Origin of the sequence: Bradyrhizobium sp. B039, from assembly GCF_038965675.1 — a bacterium.
Taxonomy (GTDB): domain Bacteria; phylum Pseudomonadota; class Alphaproteobacteria; order Rhizobiales; family Xanthobacteraceae; genus Bradyrhizobium; species Bradyrhizobium diazoefficiens.
The window spans coordinates 4665070-4682645 of the sequence record NZ_CP152416.1 but is presented as its reverse complement, the minus strand read 5'-3'; the positions used below and the strand labels follow the sequence as shown (position 1 = coordinate 4682645).

Here is a 17576-nt window from a genome sequence, read left to right as displayed (position 1 = left end):
GCACTGCGGCCAGCTTGTCACAGACGCCTGCTGAGCCGAGTCCCGCAGCAACGAAGCTGATCGGACCGTTGGGTGCAGAGCAGGCTCTTGAGCCAGCCGAGTGCCTCGCGGGTCGCGCAATTTTCCGTCGATACCACCCCGGTGGCCGCAGGAGCTTCGTTACTGACCATGAAACTCGAAACAGTCTCAGTCGACTTTACCGACGAGCAGAAGCGCTATCTCGAAGGCTTCACGACCGGTCTGCAGATCAGCCGGGTCGGTCGCGGTCTTGGTGGCGGCTCCGGCAAGGCGAATGCCGAGCCGACCGGTCCGGATGCCGTGCACATCAAGGCGCAGGACAAGGTCATCGCCTCGGGCAAGAAGCTCGCCGACCAGGAGAAGTTCAAGCGCGACGAGCATCCCTTCGACGCCTATCCGCGGCTGCGACAGCAGGCGCTCGACAATGCGCCGCCGAGCCCGGCGGACAATTTCCGCTGGCGCTACTTCGGCATCTTCTATGTCGCGCCGACGCAGGACTCCTACATGTGCCGCCTGCGCATCCCGAACGGCATCATGAAGCACTGGCAGTTGTCGGGCCTTGCCGATCTCGCCGACGATCTCTGCGGGCCGTACAGCCATGTCACGACGCGCGCCAACCTCCAGCTTCGCGAGATCCCGCCGAAGCACGCCGTGAAGCTGATCGAGGGCATCCAGGATCTCGGCCTGTGCTCGCGCGGCTCCGGCGCCGACAACATCCGCAACGTGACCGGGACGCCGACCGCCGGCATCGATCCGCAGGAAATCATCGACACGCGGCCGTTTGCGCGCGAGTGGCACTACCACATCCTCAACGACCGCTCGCTCTACGGCCTGCCGCGCAAGTTCAACGTCGCCTTCGACGGCGCCGGCAGGATCGCGGTGCTGGAAGAGACCAACGACATCGCCTTCACGGCGTTCGAGGTGAAGGACGGGTTCGGCGTCGAGCCCGGGGTCTGGTTCCGGCTCGGCCTCGGCGGCATCACCGGCCACAAGGATTTTGCAAAGTATTCCGGCATCATCGTCAAGCCGGAGCAGGCGACCGCTGTCGCCGATGCCATCGTGCGCGTGTTCATCGACCATGGCGACCGCACCAATCGCAACAAGGCGCGGCTGAAGTATGTGCTCGACGCCATGGGCCATGACGGCTTCCTGAAGCTCGTCGAAGAACGGCTGAAGACGCCATTCACGCGCGTGCCGGAAGAGGCGTTTGCGCCGCGGCCTGCGGCTGACCGCATGGCTCATATCGGCGTGCACAAGCAGAAGCAGGACGGCCTCAACTGGATCGGCGTTTCGCTGACGCTCGGCAAGCTCACCTGTGATCAGATGCGGGGCCTTGCCAAGGTCGCGCGTGACCTCGGCGACGGGGAGATCCGCCTGACGGTCTGGCAGAACCTCTTGATCCCGGGCGTGCGCGACGAGAACGTCGAGCTTGCGATTGCCGCGATCAAGCAGATCGGGCTCGCGGTCGAGGCCTCGCATATCCGCGCCGGCCTGATCGCCTGCACCGGCAATGCCGGCTGCCGCTTCGCCGCCTCCAACACCAAACGCCACGCCGCCGAGATCGGCGACTGGTGCGAGCCGCGCGTCGAGATGGACAAGCCGGTCAACATCCACGTCACCGGCTGTCACCATTCCTGCGCGCAGCACTACATCAGCGACATCGGCCTGATCGGAGCGCGGGTGCCGGTGAACGAGGATGACACGGTCGAGGGCTATCACCTCTTCACCGGCGGCGGGTTCGGCCCCGATGCCGACGTCGGGCAGGAGGTCTATCACGACCTCAAGGCCGAGGACGCGCCGAAGACGGTCGAAGCGCTGCTCAAGGCCTATATCGCCCATCGCGCCTCGCCCGACGAAACCTTCCTCTCCTTTGCGCGCCGCCATGACGGCGAGACGCTGCGCAAGCTTGCCGATGCACAGGTGTCCGCATGAACCAGATCACCCCTCCGCCGAAACTCGATATCATTCCCGCCAGCGCCCCGTTCTCCGACGCGCAGCGCTCCTGGCTGAACGGATTCTTTGCCGGGTTGCTGTCGCCTGATGTGGCTACGCCCTTGTCGGCGGAGCAGGGCGCCGCCGTCATGCAAGCCGGCGACGGCGACGATGGCGAAGCGCCATGGCACGACCAGACCATGCCGATCGCCGACCGGATGAAGCTTGCAGAGGGGCGTCCCGTCCGCCGCAAGATGATGGCGGCGATGGCGCAGCAGGATTGCGGCCAGTGCGGCTATAATTGCCACGACTATTCGGAGGCGATCGCCACCCGCAGCGAAGCGCGGCTCAACCTGTGTGTTCCCGGCGGCAAGGAAACCGCGCGGATGCTGAAGTCGCTGTACGAGGAGCTGGACAAGGCGCCGGCGGCCAGGGTGGGCGACAAGGGGGCCGACAAGGCGGATGCGGTGGCAGCGCCGGCCGTGACCGTGACGATCGCAGAGCCGGGCCGCTCGCGCGACAATCCGACCGAGGCGACCTTCCTGTCGCGGCGCCTCCTCAACAAGGGGAAGTCGGAGAAGGAGACCTATCATGTCGAGTTCGATCTCTCCGCGAGCAAGCTCGACTACATCGTCGGTGACAGCTTTGGCGTGTTCGCGCGCAACGATGTCGGCCTCGTCGACCAGATCATCGCACTGCTCGGCGCTTCCCACACCACCAAGGTGAACGGCAAGACGCTGCGCGAGGTGCTGATCGACGACGTCTCGCTGTCGCCGGCGCCTGACTCGCTGTTCGAGCTGATCTCCTTCATCACCGGGGGCGCGCAGCGCGAAAAGGCGCGGGCGCTGGCGCAGGGCGAGGATCCCGATGGCGACGCCGCCACGCTGGACGTGATGGCGGCGCTCCAAAAGTTTTCCGGCATACGGCCGCATCCCGAAGCCTTCGTCGAGGCGCTGGAGCCGCTCCAGCCGCGGCTCTATTCGATCTCGTCCTCGCACAATGCGACGCCGGGAAAACTGTCGCTGACGGTCGATTCCGTGCGCTATGTGATCGGCAAGCGCAAACGCATCGGCGTTGCCTCGACCTTCCTCGGCGAGCGCATCGCTGAGGGCGAGAAGCTCAAGGTCTATGTGCAGAAGGCGCATGGTTTCGGCCTGCCGCAGGACCCGAAGACGCCGGTTATCATGATCGGCCCCGGCACCGGCATCGCGCCGTTCCGCGCCTTCCTGCTCGACCGCAAGGCGACCGGTGCGCCGGGCAAGAACTGGCTGTTCTTCGGCCACCAGCGCAGCGATTGCGACTTCTTCTACCAGGAAGAGCTCAACGCGATGAAGACCTCGGGCCTGCTCACGCGCATGTCGCTGGCCTGGTCGCGCGACGGCGAGAAGAAGTTCTACGTGCAGGACCGCATGCGCGAAGTCGGCCGCGAATTGTGGACCTGGCTCGCCGAGGGCGCGCATCTCTACATCTGCGGCGATGCCAAGCGCATGGCCAAGGACGTCGAGCGCGCGCTGGTCGACATCGTCGCCCAGTTCGGGGCGCGCTCGACCGACGAAGCCGTCAGTTTCGTTGCCGAGCTCAAGAAGACCGGCCGCTTCCAGGCTGACGTCTACTAAGGCGCGACAAGATCAGCGTGAATCGTCCCGGCGGAGCAAGCGCCGGGCGTCACGCCGAGCTCGCGTTTCTACTGTGCATGGGGTTGTTTTCGCCATTTTTGTTTGGACCGGGTCCAGGGCCTAAAGTCCGGCTGTCATCCCACCGTCATCCGGGCCGGTTCCAACTGGCTCGGATCTTAACGAATAAGATTCTCGGAACCCGCGTGTGAAGAGAATTTGCACCTGCGACGGGGCGCCTTCAGAGAACCACCATCGCTATTTTCGCCGCCATCTTGCCTCCCGCCAGGGTTGATCCTTCATACTCGCGCAAATGGGGCGTTGGAGATCGATCATGCGCGAACTATCGGCGGAAGCCAGGCTGCACTTCTACGCGCGCTCGCTCTCGCGCCGGACCGGGGCGAGCATGCACCACGTCGGGCTCTACAGCGCCTTCGCGGTCATCGCCGCGATCGTGTTCGGCACGCTCTCGGTGCACCCATTCTGATTACGCCCCGCGCTTGAACGGCGCGACTTCGATCCCCGCATCCTTCAACGCCTGACGCAAGGTCCGCGCGATCTCGACCGCGCCATGCGTATCGCCGTGGATGCAGACCGTATCCGTCCGCATCTTGATCACCTTGCCCGTCACGGACACCACCGCGCCGTCCTGCACCATGCGCACCACGCGGTCGGCAATCGCCTTGGCATCGTGCAGCACCGCGCCGGGCTTCTTGCGCGAGACGAGATTGCCGTCGTCCTCATAGGCGCGGTCGGCGAACACCTCGTGCACCATCGGCAGATTGGCCGCTTCGCCGGCCTTCACCAGCTTCGAATTGGCGAGCACGACGAAGATCAGGCTGGGATCGACCGCCTTGATGCCGGCGGCAATCGCCTTGGCCGTCATGTCGTCCTCGCAGGCGACGTTGGACAGCGCGCCATGCGCCTTCACATGCGTGACCTTGTGGCCGGCCGCGGTCGCGATCGCCTGCAAAGCGCCGATCTGGTAGGCGACGAGGTTCTCGATCTCGGAGGCCTTGAGGCCCGCGATCGGATGCCGGCCGAAGCCATGGAGGTCGCGATATCCGGGGTGCGCGCCGACCGAAACGCCGCGTGCTTTCGCCAGCTCGACCGTCCTGCGCATGATGTCGGGATCGCCGGCATGGAAGCCGCAGGCGACGTTGACCGAGCTTGCCAGCTCGATCATCGCGGCGTCGTTGCCCATCTCCCACGCGCCAAAACCTTCGCCGAGGTCGCAATTGAGATCGATCGTCTTCATGGTTGCTCTCCGCCTCTGGTCGTCTTGTCGTTACGGCTTCGCCGTGACCTGCCACGTTCCGGCATCCACCGCGCTGACCGCATAGCCCGCGACGTTAGCATCGCTGAGCGCCTCGATGTTGAGCGCGACGGTGTCGGCGGAGCGGAGGCGATCGGGCAGGCTGCGGATGGCTTGCGCGAATTTGCGCGCCTCGTCCTGTGCCTCCGCCATGCTGACAGCCTTGAAGCGGAAGGCGGTCCCCGCCGAGGTCTGCGCCAGACGGCCGACATCGGCCGTGATCACGGTTGCGATCTTCGGATAGCCGCCGGAGGTGCCGCGGTCCATCATCAGCGCGATCGGCGAGCCGTTGCCGGGCACCTGGATGCTGCCGTTGACGGTGCCGTCGGAGACGATGTTGTGGCCGTGCAGATGCTCGATCGCAGGGCCTTCGAGCCGGTAGCCCATGCGGTCGGAGGTCGCCGAGATCTTCCATTCGCTGTCCAGGAACAGCGCCTTGTTGGCGTCGTCGAACTCGTCGTCCTGCGGGCCCAGCACGACGCGGATCGGACCGCTCACGGGCTTCGGCAGTTCGATCCGCAGTTCGGGCGCGCCGCTCGCGGCATCGGCGCTGAATTCATCACCGGCCTGGAGCGGGCGCGGGTAGGGGCTGCCGAGGCCGGCGCGGGCATTGACCGCGAGGCTGCCGAACACGGGCTCGCCCTTGATCCCGCCTTCGATCGCCAGATAGGTGAAGGCGCCACCGCGGGCGAAGCCGAGCGTCAGGGTCTCGCCGTCCTTCAGCGTCACTGATGTGTCCATGACGACCGGTCGCCCCGCGACGTCGGCATTGCGCGGCGCGCCGGCAATCGCCACGCGCACGGCGCCGTCACGGGCGGTGAAGGTGGCGCCGAACGGGCCGATCTCGACACTGGCCGCGAACGGCTCGTTGCCGACCAGCGTATTCGCGGCCGCGAGCGACAGACGGTCCATCGCCCCGCTCACGGTCAAGCCGTAGCGCTGCGCACCGTGCCGTCCGCCATCCTGGACGGAGCTTGCAGGGCCGATGCTGGCGACGATGAGCCGGCTCATGCGACCACCTGCTCGGCGATGATCTCGCCGGCCTCGGCGGCGCGGTCCTGTTCCTCGAACGTCTTGTGGTCGATGGCGAAAAACGTCACGCGATCACCGGGTTCGGTCAGGAAGGTCGGATTGCGGTGGAGCTGATAGGTCCGCACCGGCGTGCGGCCGAGCAGGTGCCAGCCGCTCGGGGCGGCCAGGCACTGGATGCCGGCCTGGATGCCGCCGATCGAGATCGTGCCGGCCGGCGTCAGCAGCCGCGGGTTCTGCCGCCGCGACATGTGCAGGGATTTGTCCAGGCCGCTGAGATAGGACCAGCCCGGCGTGAAGCCGATCATGGCAACCTTGTAGTCGCCGGCGACGTGCCGGGCGACGATGTCGTCAGGCGTTGTGTTCAGCGCCTTGGCGACATCCTCGAGGTCGATGCCATGCTCGCCGCCATAGGCGACGGGGATGCGCCAGCGGCGCGTCCTGGTGGCCGGCGGCAGCGGCTGGGTCGCGATCGGGAGGAGCTTTTCGCCGAGCGCGTCGAAGCCGATCTTGCCGGGATCGTAATGCACCAGCAGCGAGCGATAGGTCGGCACGGTCTCGGTGATGCCGTCGATGGGGCTTGCCGCGAGCGCCTTGTCGAGTGCCAGCACGCGCTGGTTGGCGGCATCGTCGATGGTGCGGCTGAATTCGACCGTGACGGCGCTGTCGCCACTGGGCAGAAGGCGGGGCGGGGGAAGCGTCGCGGCCATTGAACTGTCAAAGCGCTGTCGAAATCGGGCTTCTCAGGAAACGCGGGCTCAGCCTAGAGTTCCGCTGGTCCCTGCTTCGCGTAAATGCGCCCGCAAGTCCAATAAATTAATGCAAGGGGAAGCGATAAAGCCTTGTTATCGCGTCGCATAACCGCCCTGCGGCCCTGCGTTCTTGGCCCTTGACGGAAAGCGCCCGGCTCGCAAGATGCGCGCGTTCTTTCCCGCCCATCCGGAGCTCGTCTGTTTCCATGTCGCTGTCCCCCGAAGCCCGCAAGACCCTCGCCGGCATCACCACTGCCACCATCACCACGGTCCTGCTGAAGAAGGGCCTGCGTAACGTGTGGATGCGCGGTGCGCGCCCGCTGCGCCCGGGCCTGCCGCGGCTGGTGGGACCTGCCTTCACGCTGCGCTTCGTGCCGGCGCGCGAGGATCTGGCGACGCCGGAATCCTGGTCGTCGCCGATCTCGACCCGCACCGCGATCGAGGCGATGCCGGAGGGCTGCATCGCCGTGGTCGATGCCATGGGCATCACCGATGCCGGCATCTTCGGCGACATCCTCTGCGCGCGCATGATGAAGCGCGGCGTCACCGCGCTCGTCACCGACGGCGTCGTGCGTGACGTCGAGGGCGTGCTCGGCACCAATCTTCCGGTCTGGTGCGACGGCTATGCCGCGCCGCCGTCGGTGGCGGGCCTGACCTTCGTTGGCTGGGGCGAGCCGATCGGCTGCGGCGGCGTCGCCGTGTTCCCGAACGACATCGTCGTCGCCGACCAGGACGGCTGCGTGCTGATCCCGCAGGCGATGCTCGATCACGTGCTCAACGAGGGCGTCGAGCAGGAGCGGATGGAAGCCTGGATCGTCAACGAGGTGAACAACGGCGCGGTGTTGCCGGGGCTCTATCCCATGAACGCCGAGACCAAGGCGCGTTACGCCGCCAGCAAGAAGTAACAGAAGCGAGGACACCATGGATATCACTGTCGCAGGCACGCGGCCGACCCGCCGCGCGCCCAAGGAAAACTTCACCGGCACCGTGTGGCAGGATCCCGTGATCATGGCGCCCGCGCCAGCACGGCTGAACTGCTCGCGCGTCGCATTCGAGCCCGGCGCGCGCACCAACTGGCATCACCATCCGCTCGGGCAGACGCTCTACGTCATCTCCGGCGTCGGGCGCGTTCAGACCAAGGGCGGGCCGATCCGCGAGATCCGCCCTGGCGACACCGTCTGGATTCCGCCGGGCGAGCTGCACTGGCACGGAGCATCGCCGACCAACGGCATGTGCCACATCGCCATGCAGGAAGCGCTCGACGGCGTCTACTCGACCTGGCTGGAGCCGGTCACCGACGCGGAGTATGGCGCAGCGCTGGGTTAGCGCTCGCGCCCCGGACAAGACGCATCGCCCCACGGCGATGCGTCGGCGATCCGGAGCCTAAATCCGCTCCGCCGTCCACGTGCCGGTGCAAAGGGCCCCGCGCCATGTGCCGGAGCCGGACGTGCCGCTCAGCCGGCCGAAGCCGACTGCACGCTTGATGCCGGTGCTCAAGGTGACGTTGATGCTGCCGGCATCGGCGACGCGGCCGGATGCGGACACCGCGGCGCTGCTCGAGGCGATCTGACCGTTGTTGATGCCGATCGCGACGGTCGCGCCGTTGCCGCAGGTCTCGCTCGATGACGAGATGCGGACGTTCCATGTCCCGTCGAAAGTGCTTGTCGTTGCGCCTGCCTGCGTGAGCGGGAAGGCGATGGCGACAATCGTGGCGAAGAGACCTTTGCGAAAACCGTTCATGACACGCCCCTGGGGTTGACCATGCGGCGATCGTGGCATGGGTTGCGCAACCGGCGATGTGAGGGCTGTCACGCGCGCAGCAGGCTCTGTGAGGTGGCGCACCTCGCGATGACACCGCGGGCAAAAGCAAAGGGGCCCGGATCACGGGCCCCTTGTCTCCGTCAAAGTGTCGAAGCCGAGCTTAGTTCACCCGCGTCCAGGTCTGGCCGCCGCAGAACATGCCGCCGAAGGCGCAGCCCTGCACGCGCAGGCGATCCGTACCCTTCATGGCGATTGTCGAATCGTAGGTCGAGCCGGTGTTGGGATCGAGGATGCGGCCGGACCATTTCTGGTCCTTGCCGGGCTTCATGTTGATCAGGACCTGCTCGCCGTTCTGGTTCGACTTGCTGTCGACCGAATAGCCACAGAGGTTGTTGCCGCATTGCTCGATGCGGACCTTGCCTTCCTTCTCCTCGGTGAGCCAGATGCCGAGCGGCGAATTGAGGTCGCGCGTCGGTGCGGCAGCGGGAGCCGGCGGCGCGACAGCGGCCGACTGAACGGGTGCGGGGGCAGGCGCCGGCGCGGGCGGCGGAGGTGGCGCCGGGGGTGCGGCAGCCACGGCCGGAGCCGGCGGGGGCGGCGCCACGGGAGCTGCCTGCTGCTCGACGGGAGCAGGGGCCGGAGGCGGTGCGGGCGGAGGCACGACGGCCGTATCAGCCGGTGCAGCATTGGCGGTCGCCGACGGCGGTGGAGCAGGTGGCGCGGCCACGACGGGCGCGGGAGCCTGCACGGCTGCAGGCGGCGCTGTGGCGGCAGCCGGTGGAGGCGCCGGAGCAGCCGGGGCTTGCGGATCGGCCTTGGCCTCTTGCGGCGCCTGCTGGCCCGGACTTGTCTCGTTCTTCTTGGCCTTCTTGGCCTTGCCTTGGCCGGTGTTGTCATAGACGCCGGGGATCGACACCGTGCCCCGGTCGGGATCGATGCGGATGGTGCGCCCGCCATATTCGAAGGTGTACTGCGCTTGCGCAGCGGTGCTCGCCAAAAGGAATGCGGCCGTGGCCAACAGCTTCCTCATTTCGCATCTCCTGAACAGATGGTCCCCGGACCGACGCATACGCCCCGGCTCGATCGCAAAAAGTGATCTAGATCACTTTCATCCGTATGAGTCGTGCTCCGGCAGGTTCGGGTTCAATACGCCCGGAACCCGTCCACAATTTGGCCGTAGCAAGCGACAGGAGGACACGGTCCAGAGCCCGTTCCGATGGAATCGGAACGCGCGAACCGATACCCATTTCGCTCGAAGACGCTCTAGTCGAACCAGGCGGCGTAGATCTTCCTGTAGCTGCCGTCCTCCATGGAAATGTGCAGCCACTGGTCGACGAAGGCCTTCAGCGCCATGTCGCGCTGGAGCCAATAGGCCTTCTCGGAGAAGTCGAACGGTTTTTCCGGATGCACCGCGCACAGCACGCCGGCATGCTGCTTCTGCTGGTAGCGCGTCTCGGAAGCGTCCGTCATCATCAAATCGGCATTGCCCTTGGCGATCTCGTCGAAGATCACGGTGTTGTCGGCGAAGACGGTGATGTCGGCGTCCTTGATGTTGGCACGCGCAAAGCGCTCGTTGGTGCCGCCGGGATTGACGATGACGCGGGTGCCCTTCTTGTCGATATCAGGGAGCGTCTGGTACTTGCCGACATCGGCGCAGCGCGCGATCGGCGTCTTGCCTTCGCGCATGATCGGCATCGAGAAGAAGCCTTTCCTCTGCCGGTCGAGCGTCACCGAGACGCCGCCCATGGCGATGTCGAACTGGTCGGCCTCGAAATCCTTCATCAGCTTCGGCCAGGCCGTCGGCACGAACTCGACCTTGACGCCGAGCGCCTTGCCGAGCGCCTCCGCCATGTCGACGTCGAAGCCGCTGAACTGCTGCGTGGCCTTGTCCAGATAGGTGAAGGGCTTGTAGTCGCCGGTCATCCCGACACGTAATGTGCCGCGCTTCATGATCTCGTCGAGGCGCGACGGCGCCGCCTGCTGTGCGTGGGCCGAAAGGTTCATCAGCAGCGCCACGGCCAAAGCCGACAGGAATCGAACGGTCATCTCTTCTCCACCCAAGCCCAAGCTGTCATTGTGCAGCTCTTCAGACGTGGATTTAGACCAGATGCCCGTCGCTGGCGAGGCAGAATTGAAAGGAATCCCGAGGTGACGATCTCGATGTACGAGGCCTCGGTCGGCCTCTTTGTGCCGTACTTACGCAACCTGTCCGCGCTGCTCGACAAGGGCGTGGCCTACGCCGAGACCCGCAAATTCAACCCGGCGGTCCTGCTCGGCATGCGCCTCGCACCCAACATGTACGACCTGGCGCAGCAGGTCGGTGAAGCCTGCCGCCATGCAACGGTCGCTCCGGCCTTGCTGGCGCAGCGCGAGCCGGTGACGCTGCCGGCGCTGGAGCACGACATGGCCGGGCTTCAGGCGCGTATCGCAACGTCAATCGAGTTCATCGAGGGCCTGCCGCGGGCCGAGATCGACGCGGCGGCGGAGCTGAATGTCTTCTTCAGGCTGAAGAACGGAACCGAGCTGCCCTTCACCGGGCGGACGCTGCTGCTGACGTTCAGCGTCCCGCAGTTCTTCTTTCACGTCACGACGGCCTACGACCTGTTGCGGCACGCAGGCGTCGAGCTCGTGAAGCGGGATTTTCTCGGGCCCCGCGAGCGCTAGATCGCGCTTTAGGCTTCGCCCTTGCGTTCGAACTCGGCGAGCGAGCTGCGGCCGGCGATCTCGCTGCGCAGCAGCTCGAAACGCCTGTGCGCCTCGTCCTCGTGCGTGTCGACGAAATGCACGGCGGCGTCGCTCGTCATGGGGCCGCTGATGACCGGCGCGGACTGCTCGCCGATGGTCTCGTGGACGTAGTACTGGTCGTCATCGCCGCGATGGACCGTCCATTTGAGGCGGATCGCAACCATCGGCCCGGGACCGACCTTGCTGTAGCCGTCGGCATCGGTGTGCTCCGGCACCAGCGGCTGCTCCTCGACCACCGGATGCTCATCGGCAACCGGATGCTCGTCGACGACCGCATGCTCGTCGACGACCGAATGCTCATCGGCAGCCGCCGTTTCCGTTTCGGCGTCGCGGACGACGAGGACGGGCTCGGGGTGCTCCAGGATGCTGGCGATGGTCGCCAGCGCGTGGTCGGTCGGGTCGATTTCTGCCAAGGGTCCATCCTCCAGCTCGACGTGGCCGGCAAGTCTGTCCCACTGCCGCCGCGGCTCGGCATATTACGCGGGTTTGATTAAGGCTGAGTTGGGGCTCGATCTGCACCAAAATGGGACGCATTCTGGCGTTCCGAAGGCGGGCGGATTTGCCGCCCGCCTTGCGGTTTGGTCAGCCCAGCACGTCCTGATTGATGATGTTCTGCCGGATAGGATCGCCGTCCAGCACGCTCAGGATGTTGCGCGCGGTCTGTTCGCTCATGCGGCTCACCGCCTCGACCGTGACGCCCGCGACATGCGGGGCCATGATGACGTTGGGCAGCGCGAACAGCGCGTTGCTGACCGGCGGCGGCTCCACCTCGAACACGTCGATGCCGGCGCCGGCGAGCTTTCCGGACGTGAGCGCGTCGTACAGCGCCGCTTCCTTCACGATGCCGCCGCGTGCGGTATTGATGAGATAGGATTTCGGCTTCATCCGGCCGATCCGGGCCGCGTCAAACAGGCCGACCGTTTCCGGCGTCTTCGGACAATGGATGGTGACGAAGTCGGCATGGGGCAACGCAGCGTCGAGATCGGCGACGGGCTCGTAGCCGGCGGCCTTGATCTCGGCGGCGGGCTTGTAGGGATCGTAGACCTGGACCTTCATTTCCATCGCGAGGCAGCGCTTGGCGGTGCGGGTGCCGATGCGGCCGAAGCCGATCACCAGGACGGTCTTGCCGTAGAGATCGAACGGCAGCATGCCGAGACGGTCGGCCCACTTGCCGTCCTTGACGCAGGAATGCATCTCCTGCGCGCGTTTTGCCAGTGTCAGCATCATGAACAGCGCCTGCTCGGCGACCGAGGGCGAATTCGCGCTGCCGGCGACCATCAGCGGCACCTTGCGGCGGGAGAGGGCGGGCACGTCAACCGCGTCGTAGCCGACGCCGATCCGTGTCACCACCTTCATGTCCTTCGAGGCCTCAAGCTCGGTCTCGCCGAACGCTGTGGCGCCGAGCGCCACGCCATGGACCGGGGCATGGCTCTTCAACAGGACCTCAAAATCCTTCGCTGAGATCAGGTTCGCAAATTCGACGAGCTCGATATCGTCTCGCTGAGTGAGGAGGGCGCGGGCCCCTTGCGACAAAGTTTGTGTAACGAAAATCTTCTTCTTGTTGGTCGCCATCGCTCCCTGCCTGCTCGCATTTCTTGGACCTGCGTCACAACACGACGCCGGTGTCCTCGTTTAGCAGGTGCATATTGTTGAGGTCCATCGCCAAACGCATGGGTGCCCCGTCCTTGGCGCCGGCATTGGGATCGACGCGGCCGCAGACCGGCGTGCCCTCGAGGCCGAAATAGACCAGGGTCTCCATCCCCATCGGCTCGGTGACGTCGAGCACGGTGTCGAAGCTCTCAACGCCCGGCCCCAGATGCGCATGCGCCTCGGTGAGGTGCTCGGGCCGGAGGCCGAGCAGCAGCTTGTCGGTGCGCGGCAGCGCGTTGTAGCGCGCGGCGCGGGCCGGCGGCAGCGCAAAGGCGATGCGATCGGTGAGGCGGATCTGGAGCGTGCCGCCCACGTCCTCCAGCCGGCACGGGATGAAGTTCATCGCCGGCGAGCCGATGAAGCCCGCGACGAAGCGTGTCGCCGGCTTGTGGTAGAGCTCGTTCGGCGTGCCGATCTGCTCGATGCGCCCCTTGTTCATCACCACCACGCGATCGGCCAGCGTCATCGCCTCGACCTGGTCGTGGGTGACGTAGACCGTGGTGGTGCGCACCTTCTGGTGCACCTTCTTGATCTCGATCCGCATCTGCACGCGCAGCTTGGCATCGAGGTTGGACAGCGGCTCGTCGAACAGGAAGACCTTTGGATTGCGCACGATGGCGCGCCCCATCGCGACGCGCTGGCGCTGGCCGCCGGAGAGCTGCTTCGGCTTGCGGTCGATCAGGTCGGTGATGTCGAGGAGCCGTGCGGCTTCCGTCACCCGCGCCTTGATCTCGGCCTTGGGATAGTGCTTCAGGCGCAGCCCGAACGACATGTTCTCGGCGACCGTCATGTGCGGGTAGAGCGCATAGTTCTGGAACACCATCGCGATGTCGCGGTCCTTCGGCGGCACGTCGTTGACGACGTCGCCGCCGATCATGATGTCGCCGTCGCTGATGTCCTCGAGACCTGCGATCATGCGCAGCGTCGTCGACTTGCCGCAGCCCGAGGGGCCCACCAGCACGATGAACTCATGGTCGGCGATATCGAGGTCGATGCCGCGCACGGCTTCGACATCATCGTAACGCTTGACGACCTTACGCAATGCAACGTCAGCCATGAGACATCAACCCTTTGTCGCGCCGGCGGTCAGGCCGGCAATGTAGTAGTCCATCAGGAAGGCGTAGATGACCAGCGGCGGCGCTGCACCGAGCAGCGCGCCGGTCATGATCTGCCCCCAGTTGAAGACGTCGCCCTTGATCAGCGTGGTGGTGATGCCGACCGGCAGCACGAGCTGATCGATCGACGTGGTGAACACCAGGGGATAGAGGAACTGCGCCCAGGACACCGTGAAGGCGAAGATCGTGGCGGCGATCAGCCCGGGCAGGGCCACGGGAATGAATATCCGTGTCAGGGTCTGGAGCCAGGAGGCGCCGTCGATGAGGGCGGCCTCATCGAGCTCCTTCGGGATCGAGGCGAAATAGCCGATCATGATCCAGGTGCAGAACGGCACGGTCAGTGTCGGATAGATGAACACCAGCACGTACCATCGGTTGAGCAGGGGGATGCCGGTGAACTCCTGGACCACCGCGAGCATCTTGAACAGGGGGATGAACAGAAGGCTGTCCGGGATGAGATAGGTGAGGAACACACCGGTCGCGAGTGTCGCCGAGCCCCAGAACTTCATCCGCGCGAGCGCGAACGCCGCCGGGATGCTGATCAGCATCGTGACGATCACGACCACGATCGAGATGATCGACGAGTTCCAGAAGAAGCGCAGGAACTGGTTCGAGGTCAGGAGCTCGACATAGTTCGCCAATGTCGGGTGAAAGACCCACCAGGGATTGGTTGCCGCCGAGATCTCCGCGCTGCTCTTGAGGGAGGTGATCAGCATGTAGACCGGCGGCGTCAGGAAGAAGATCGCAAACAGCACCAGGAAGAAGTAGGACCAGCGTAGCGCCCAGGTGCGGTCCCGGCTCATGCTTCCGAGTTTGACCTTGCGGCTCGGTCCGGCCTTGTCGATTGCCAGCGTGCTCATCAGGCTTCGTTCCCGCGTTTGGAGACATCGCGCAGGATGAAGACCGCTGCGACGGCGAGGATCGGCACCATGAACAACGAGACGCAGGCGCCGAGCGGAATGTCGCTGCTCTGGATGCCGACCTGGAACGCCCAGGTGGCGAACAGATGCGTCTGATCGAGCGGGCCGCCGGAGGTGAGGATGCGCACGATGTCGAAATTGGCGAAGGTGACGATCAGCGAGAACAGCGTCGTGATCGCGATGATGTTGCGCATCATCGGCAGCGTGATGAACCAGATGCGCTGCCACCAGTTCGCGCCGTCGATGGCAGCGGCCTCGTAGAGCTGGTCGGGGACCGATTTCAGCGCGGCGAGGTACATGATCAGGAAGAACGGCGCGCCGTACCAGACGTTGACGAGGATGACGGAGAAGCGCGCCCAGAAGGCGTCACCGAGCCAGGGGATCGGACCGACGCCGAAGAAGGACAGTGTGTAGTTGAAGGCGCTGTAGGAGGGATCGAACAGCCAGAGCCAGGCCAGCGTGCTCATTGCCGGCGGGATGACCCAGGGCACCAGCAGCATGCCGCGCCATTTGCGCTGCTTCTTGCCCGGAATGTTGTGGACAAAATGCGCGACGATGAAGCCGATCAGCGCCTTGAAGATCACGGCGGTAATCGCAAAGATGCAGGACTGCTTCACCACCATCCAGAACGTCTCGCGCTTGAACAGGAAGGTGAAATTGCTGAGGCCTACGAATTTCGTCATCGCCTTGTTCAGCGTCGCCAGGTAGAGCGAATAGAAGGCGGGGTAGAGCACGAACAGTGCGATCAGAAGGATCAGCGGCAGCGTCAGGAAGAACGCCACGGTCGATTTCCGACCCATTACGTTGCGCAGGCTCGCGTTCTTTTTGCGCGGGCTCCCGGCACGAGCGAGGCGACCTTGCTCAACGACGACATCGGCCATGGGTCAAACTTTCTGGTCAAGCTTTCCTGCGAAAGGTTCAACGGTGAAGCCGGCGACCGGTCGGCTTCATTGGCTTGCGGAGGTAGCGAGAGCGCGCCCCGGCGGCTCACACCCGAAGGCATGAACCGCCATGGCACACACCCGGCTCAGGTCCGCATGAAGCCCTCGCACTCGCCCTCGGCCCAGGCGAGCGCCGTTTCCAACTTCTCTCCTTGCGCAAAGCGCAGCGCCATCTTGGTCAGCGTCGCCTGGAAGTAGATCTGCTGCGCGATCTTCGGCGGCGCCGGCGATGCGGCGATTGACAGTGTCTGGTGGTTGTACGGGTTCGGGTAGTGATAGAGCGTGCCCTTCGGCGGTCCGACCTCGGCCCAGGTCTTGAACGTCGTCATGTTGGCGTAGGCCGGCAGGTCATAGCCGCCGCTCGCCACGACGAACTTTTCGATCGCCGCGGGTGAGGACAGATGGGTAAGCAGACTCTTGGCCGCCTCCTTGTTCTTGCCGAAGCTCCAGACGCCCCAGAAATAGGGTAGGTACGGGGAAAAGCGTCCTTTCGGGCCGGCCGGGAAGCCGTGCGTCCAGCACTGCTCGGCGACTTGCGGTGCGTCGCGCTTGGCGACCGCCCAGGCGCTCGGCGGGTTCAGGATCATCGCCCCGCGGCCCGAGATCAGCCATTTGTTGTTGGACGCATCATCCCAGGAGGGCGCGTCCGTCGGCAGCACGGCGATCAGCTTCTTGTAGAATTCGAGCGCCTGCCGCACCGCGTCGGTCTTGACCGTGACATCGCCCTTGGCATTGACGAGCTCGGCGCCAAAGGACTGGAAGATCGCGCCGGCTGTATCGACGCTGTCGGTGGTCTCGCCGAGACCGATGCCGAACGGGAAGCCGGCCTTCTGGCAAGCTTCCGCAGCCTTCAGGAACGTCTCCATCGTCCAGTTGTCGGCCTTCGGCGGACTGCCTGCCGGGTACATTTCCTGCACGTCGATGCCCGCATGCTTCTTCATCAGGTCGATGCGCGAGCAAGGGCCCTTGATCTGGCTGCCCGGTGTCGCTGGGATCGCGAGCCATTTGCCGCCCGACTGGCCCAGATATTTGACGGTGCCGTTCACCTCGCCATTCTGCTTGATGAGCGGCTCCATGACGTCGTTGAGCGGCTCGAGATTCTCCGAATAGGCGTGCGGCCACCAGCTCGGCATCTGAAGTATGTCGTGACCGGACTTGGCCTGGGCTTCGGCCGCCGCAGTCAACTCGATCTTCTTGTTGTTGCTGGTGATGTAGTCGATCGAGACCTCGACCTTCTCCTTCGCGGCCCATTCATTGACGAGAGCCGTGGAGGCGTCGTTGGCGCCGGGCACCCAATGGTCCCAGAAGCCGATCGAGAGCTTGCCGGCGGCATAAGCGCCTCTGACATAGGGCGCCGTGATCAGCGCCGCGGAGGACATTGCAGTGGCAGCCACAAATTGACGTCGCGTCAGTGTCTTGCGTGACATCTCGTTTCCTCGCTTGGATGTTTTATTGTTCTGGCGTTTCCTCTTAACTCTTCCGAGTTTTGCTCTTGATTTTCTTGTTGGCGTTTCTTGTTGGAATTCTCGTTGAACGTTTCTTGTTGGTGCCGTCAGCTCCGATTGCAATCACGCGAGGCGCGGCAAATTGGTAGCGCGATCAGATCATGATTGATCGCGTCTGTCGAGAAAGGCCGAACGGCGATCGTCTAGAACTAACGTTGTGCCCGACGGCGCGGCGGCGCCCGCGGTGCGGTGAGCCGGACCTGCGCCGTGGCTGCTCCTTTTGCGACGCACACGGTGCGCGAACCGGCCTGGAACGATCCGTGCGCAATTACGCCGCAGT

General features: G+C 65.0%; 18 protein-coding genes. 6 read left to right on the top strand and 12 right to left on the bottom strand.

Annotation, left to right across the window (positions count from 1 at the left end; all coding sequences use genetic code 11):
* The first annotated feature begins 168 nt into the window (after positions 1–168).
* From AAFG50_RS21880 to AAFG50_RS21870, 3 genes are all read left to right on the top strand, one after another.
* The gene (locus tag AAFG50_RS21880; RefSeq protein ID WP_028173989.1) at positions 169–1950 is read left to right on the top strand and encodes a NirA family protein; all 1782 of its coding nucleotides are present in this window, start codon (positions 169–171) and stop codon (positions 1948–1950) included.
* Positions 1947–3566, top strand: a complete 1620-nt coding sequence (locus tag AAFG50_RS21875; RefSeq protein WP_028173990.1) for a sulfite reductase subunit alpha — start codon at positions 1947–1949, stop codon at positions 3564–3566. The genes AAFG50_RS21880 and AAFG50_RS21875 overlap by 4 nt, the downstream gene beginning before the upstream one ends.
* Positions 3567–3897: 331 nt before the next feature.
* A complete protein-coding gene (locus AAFG50_RS21870) occupies positions 3898–4050 on the top strand; it encodes a hypothetical protein (RefSeq protein WP_014495196.1) in 153 nt (50 codons plus the stop codon).
* Here AAFG50_RS21870 and AAFG50_RS21865 read toward each other — a convergent pair whose 3' ends face one another.
* The 3 genes from AAFG50_RS21865 to pxpB are packed head-to-tail and all read right to left on the bottom strand — an operon-like array spanning position 4051 to position 6617.
* Positions 4051–4821: a 5-oxoprolinase subunit PxpA gene (locus AAFG50_RS21865; RefSeq protein ID WP_011087339.1), complete on the bottom strand. Its 771-nt coding sequence runs from the start codon at positions 4819–4821 to the stop codon at positions 4051–4053. It lies immediately after the preceding gene.
* 30 nt (positions 4822–4851) lie between these two features.
* On the bottom strand, positions 4852–5889 hold the full coding sequence (locus AAFG50_RS21860) for a biotin-dependent carboxyltransferase family protein (protein ID WP_028173991.1): 1038 nt from the start codon (positions 5887–5889) through the stop codon (positions 4852–4854).
* Positions 5886–6617 (bottom strand): 5-oxoprolinase subunit PxpB, encoded by a 732-nt coding sequence (gene pxpB / locus AAFG50_RS21855; RefSeq protein ID WP_028173992.1) that lies wholly within the window; start codon positions 6615–6617, stop codon positions 5886–5888. The genes AAFG50_RS21860 and pxpB overlap by 4 nt, the downstream gene beginning before the upstream one ends.
* Positions 6618–6865: 248 nt before the next feature.
* Here pxpB and AAFG50_RS21850 point away from each other — a divergent pair, with 248 nt between their 5' ends.
* Positions 6866–7564 (top strand): ribonuclease activity regulator RraA, encoded by a 699-nt coding sequence (locus tag AAFG50_RS21850; protein ID WP_011087336.1) that lies wholly within the window; start codon positions 6866–6868, stop codon positions 7562–7564.
* Between the two features lie 16 nt (positions 7565–7580).
* Positions 7581–7985 carry a cupin domain-containing protein gene (locus tag AAFG50_RS21845; protein ID WP_028173993.1) on the top strand — a complete coding sequence of 135 codons (405 nt, stop codon included), beginning with the start codon at positions 7581–7583 and terminating at the stop codon, positions 7983–7985.
* A gap of 57 nt (positions 7986–8042) precedes the next feature.
* Here the strand turns inward: AAFG50_RS21845 and AAFG50_RS21840 are convergent, their stop codons facing one another.
* The 3 genes from AAFG50_RS21840 to AAFG50_RS21830 all read right to left on the bottom strand — a co-directional run bounded on the left by AAFG50_RS21840 (position 8043) and on the right by AAFG50_RS21830 (position 10466).
* Positions 8043–8399, bottom strand: coding sequence for a hypothetical protein (locus AAFG50_RS21840; protein WP_028173994.1), 357 nt, complete (start codon positions 8397–8399; stop codon positions 8043–8045).
* Between the two features lie 181 nt (positions 8400–8580).
* A complete protein-coding gene (locus AAFG50_RS21835) occupies positions 8581–9450 on the bottom strand; it encodes a DUF2147 domain-containing protein (protein ID WP_028173995.1) in 870 nt (289 codons plus the stop codon).
* A gap of 233 nt (positions 9451–9683) precedes the next feature.
* The gene (locus AAFG50_RS21830; RefSeq protein ID WP_028173996.1) at positions 9684–10466 is read right to left on the bottom strand and encodes a transporter substrate-binding domain-containing protein; all 783 of its coding nucleotides are present in this window, start codon (positions 10464–10466) and stop codon (positions 9684–9686) included.
* A gap of 114 nt (positions 10467–10580) precedes the next feature.
* On the opposite strand from AAFG50_RS21830, the gene AAFG50_RS21825 reads away from it, so the two are divergent.
* The gene (locus tag AAFG50_RS21825) at positions 10581–11084 is read left to right on the top strand and encodes a DUF1993 domain-containing protein (protein WP_038967429.1); all 504 of its coding nucleotides are present in this window, start codon (positions 10581–10583) and stop codon (positions 11082–11084) included.
* Between the two features lie 8 nt (positions 11085–11092).
* Here the strand turns inward: AAFG50_RS21825 and AAFG50_RS21820 are convergent, their stop codons facing one another.
* From AAFG50_RS21820 to AAFG50_RS21795, 6 genes are all read right to left on the bottom strand, one after another.
* Positions 11093–11578, bottom strand: coding sequence for a hypothetical protein (locus AAFG50_RS21820; RefSeq protein WP_028173998.1), 486 nt, complete (start codon positions 11576–11578; stop codon positions 11093–11095).
* A 169-nt stretch (positions 11579–11747) separates the two neighbouring features.
* The gene (locus AAFG50_RS21815; protein ID WP_028173999.1) at positions 11748–12737 is read right to left on the bottom strand and encodes a hydroxyacid dehydrogenase; all 990 of its coding nucleotides are present in this window, start codon (positions 12735–12737) and stop codon (positions 11748–11750) included.
* Between the two features lie 34 nt (positions 12738–12771).
* Positions 12772–13872, bottom strand: coding sequence for a sn-glycerol-3-phosphate ABC transporter ATP-binding protein UgpC (ugpC, locus tag AAFG50_RS21810; protein ID WP_011087328.1), 1101 nt, complete (start codon positions 13870–13872; stop codon positions 12772–12774).
* 6 nt (positions 13873–13878) lie between these two features.
* Complete coding sequence (locus AAFG50_RS21805) at positions 13879–14790, bottom strand: ABC transporter permease subunit (protein ID WP_011087327.1); 912 nt, start codon at positions 14788–14790, stop codon at positions 13879–13881.
* Positions 14790–15731: a sugar ABC transporter permease gene (locus tag AAFG50_RS21800; protein WP_028174000.1), complete on the bottom strand. Its 942-nt coding sequence runs from the start codon at positions 15729–15731 to the stop codon at positions 14790–14792. The genes AAFG50_RS21805 and AAFG50_RS21800 overlap by 1 nt, the downstream gene beginning before the upstream one ends.
* Before the next feature lie 146 nt (positions 15732–15877).
* A complete protein-coding gene (locus AAFG50_RS21795; protein ID WP_028174001.1) occupies positions 15878–17218 on the bottom strand; it encodes an extracellular solute-binding protein in 1341 nt (446 codons plus the stop codon).
* Positions 17219–17576 lie beyond the last annotated feature (358 nt).

Bases quoted from the DNA above. Each gene is read 5' to 3' on its own strand.
- AAFG50_RS21850 (WP_011087336.1), top strand. From the start codon at position 6,866: ATGTCGCTGTCCCCCGAAGCCCGCAAGACCCTCGCCGGCATCACCACT.
- AAFG50_RS21805 (WP_011087327.1), bottom strand. From the start codon at position 14,790: ATGAGCACGCTGGCAATCGACAAGGCCGGACCGAGCCGCAAGGTCAAA.
- AAFG50_RS21825 (WP_038967429.1), top strand. From the start codon at position 10,581: ATGTACGAGGCCTCGGTCGGCCTCTTTGTGCCGTACTTACGCAACCTG.
- AAFG50_RS21870 (WP_014495196.1), top strand. From the start codon at position 3,898: ATGCGCGAACTATCGGCGGAAGCCAGGCTGCACTTCTACGCGCGCTCG.
- AAFG50_RS21795 (WP_028174001.1), bottom strand. From the start codon at position 17,218: ATGTCACGCAAGACACTGACGCGACGTCAATTTGTGGCTGCCACTGCA.
- AAFG50_RS21835 (WP_028173995.1), bottom strand. From the start codon at position 9,450: ATGAGGAAGCTGTTGGCCACGGCCGCATTCCTTTTGGCGAGCACCGCT.
- AAFG50_RS21845 (WP_028173993.1), top strand. From the start codon at position 7,581: ATGGATATCACTGTCGCAGGCACGCGGCCGACCCGCCGCGCGCCCAAG.
- AAFG50_RS21860 (WP_028173991.1), bottom strand. From the start codon at position 5,889: ATGAGCCGGCTCATCGTCGCCAGCATCGGCCCTGCAAGCTCCGTCCAG.
- AAFG50_RS21880 (WP_028173989.1), top strand. From the start codon at position 169: ATGAAACTCGAAACAGTCTCAGTCGACTTTACCGACGAGCAGAAGCGC.
- AAFG50_RS21875 (WP_028173990.1), top strand. From the start codon at position 1,947: ATGAACCAGATCACCCCTCCGCCGAAACTCGATATCATTCCCGCCAGC.
- ugpC (WP_011087328.1), bottom strand. From the start codon at position 13,872: ATGGCTGACGTTGCATTGCGTAAGGTCGTCAAGCGTTACGATGATGTC.
- AAFG50_RS21865 (WP_011087339.1), bottom strand. From the start codon at position 4,821: ATGAAGACGATCGATCTCAATTGCGACCTCGGCGAAGGTTTTGGCGCG.
- AAFG50_RS21815 (WP_028173999.1), bottom strand. From the start codon at position 12,737: ATGGCGACCAACAAGAAGAAGATTTTCGTTACACAAACTTTGTCGCAA.
- AAFG50_RS21800 (WP_028174000.1), bottom strand. From the start codon at position 15,731: ATGGCCGATGTCGTCGTTGAGCAAGGTCGCCTCGCTCGTGCCGGGAGC.
- AAFG50_RS21830 (WP_028173996.1), bottom strand. From the start codon at position 10,466: ATGACCGTTCGATTCCTGTCGGCTTTGGCCGTGGCGCTGCTGATGAAC.
- pxpB (WP_028173992.1), bottom strand. From the start codon at position 6,617: ATGGCCGCGACGCTTCCCCCGCCCCGCCTTCTGCCCAGTGGCGACAGC.
- AAFG50_RS21840 (WP_028173994.1), bottom strand. From the start codon at position 8,399: ATGAACGGTTTTCGCAAAGGTCTCTTCGCCACGATTGTCGCCATCGCC.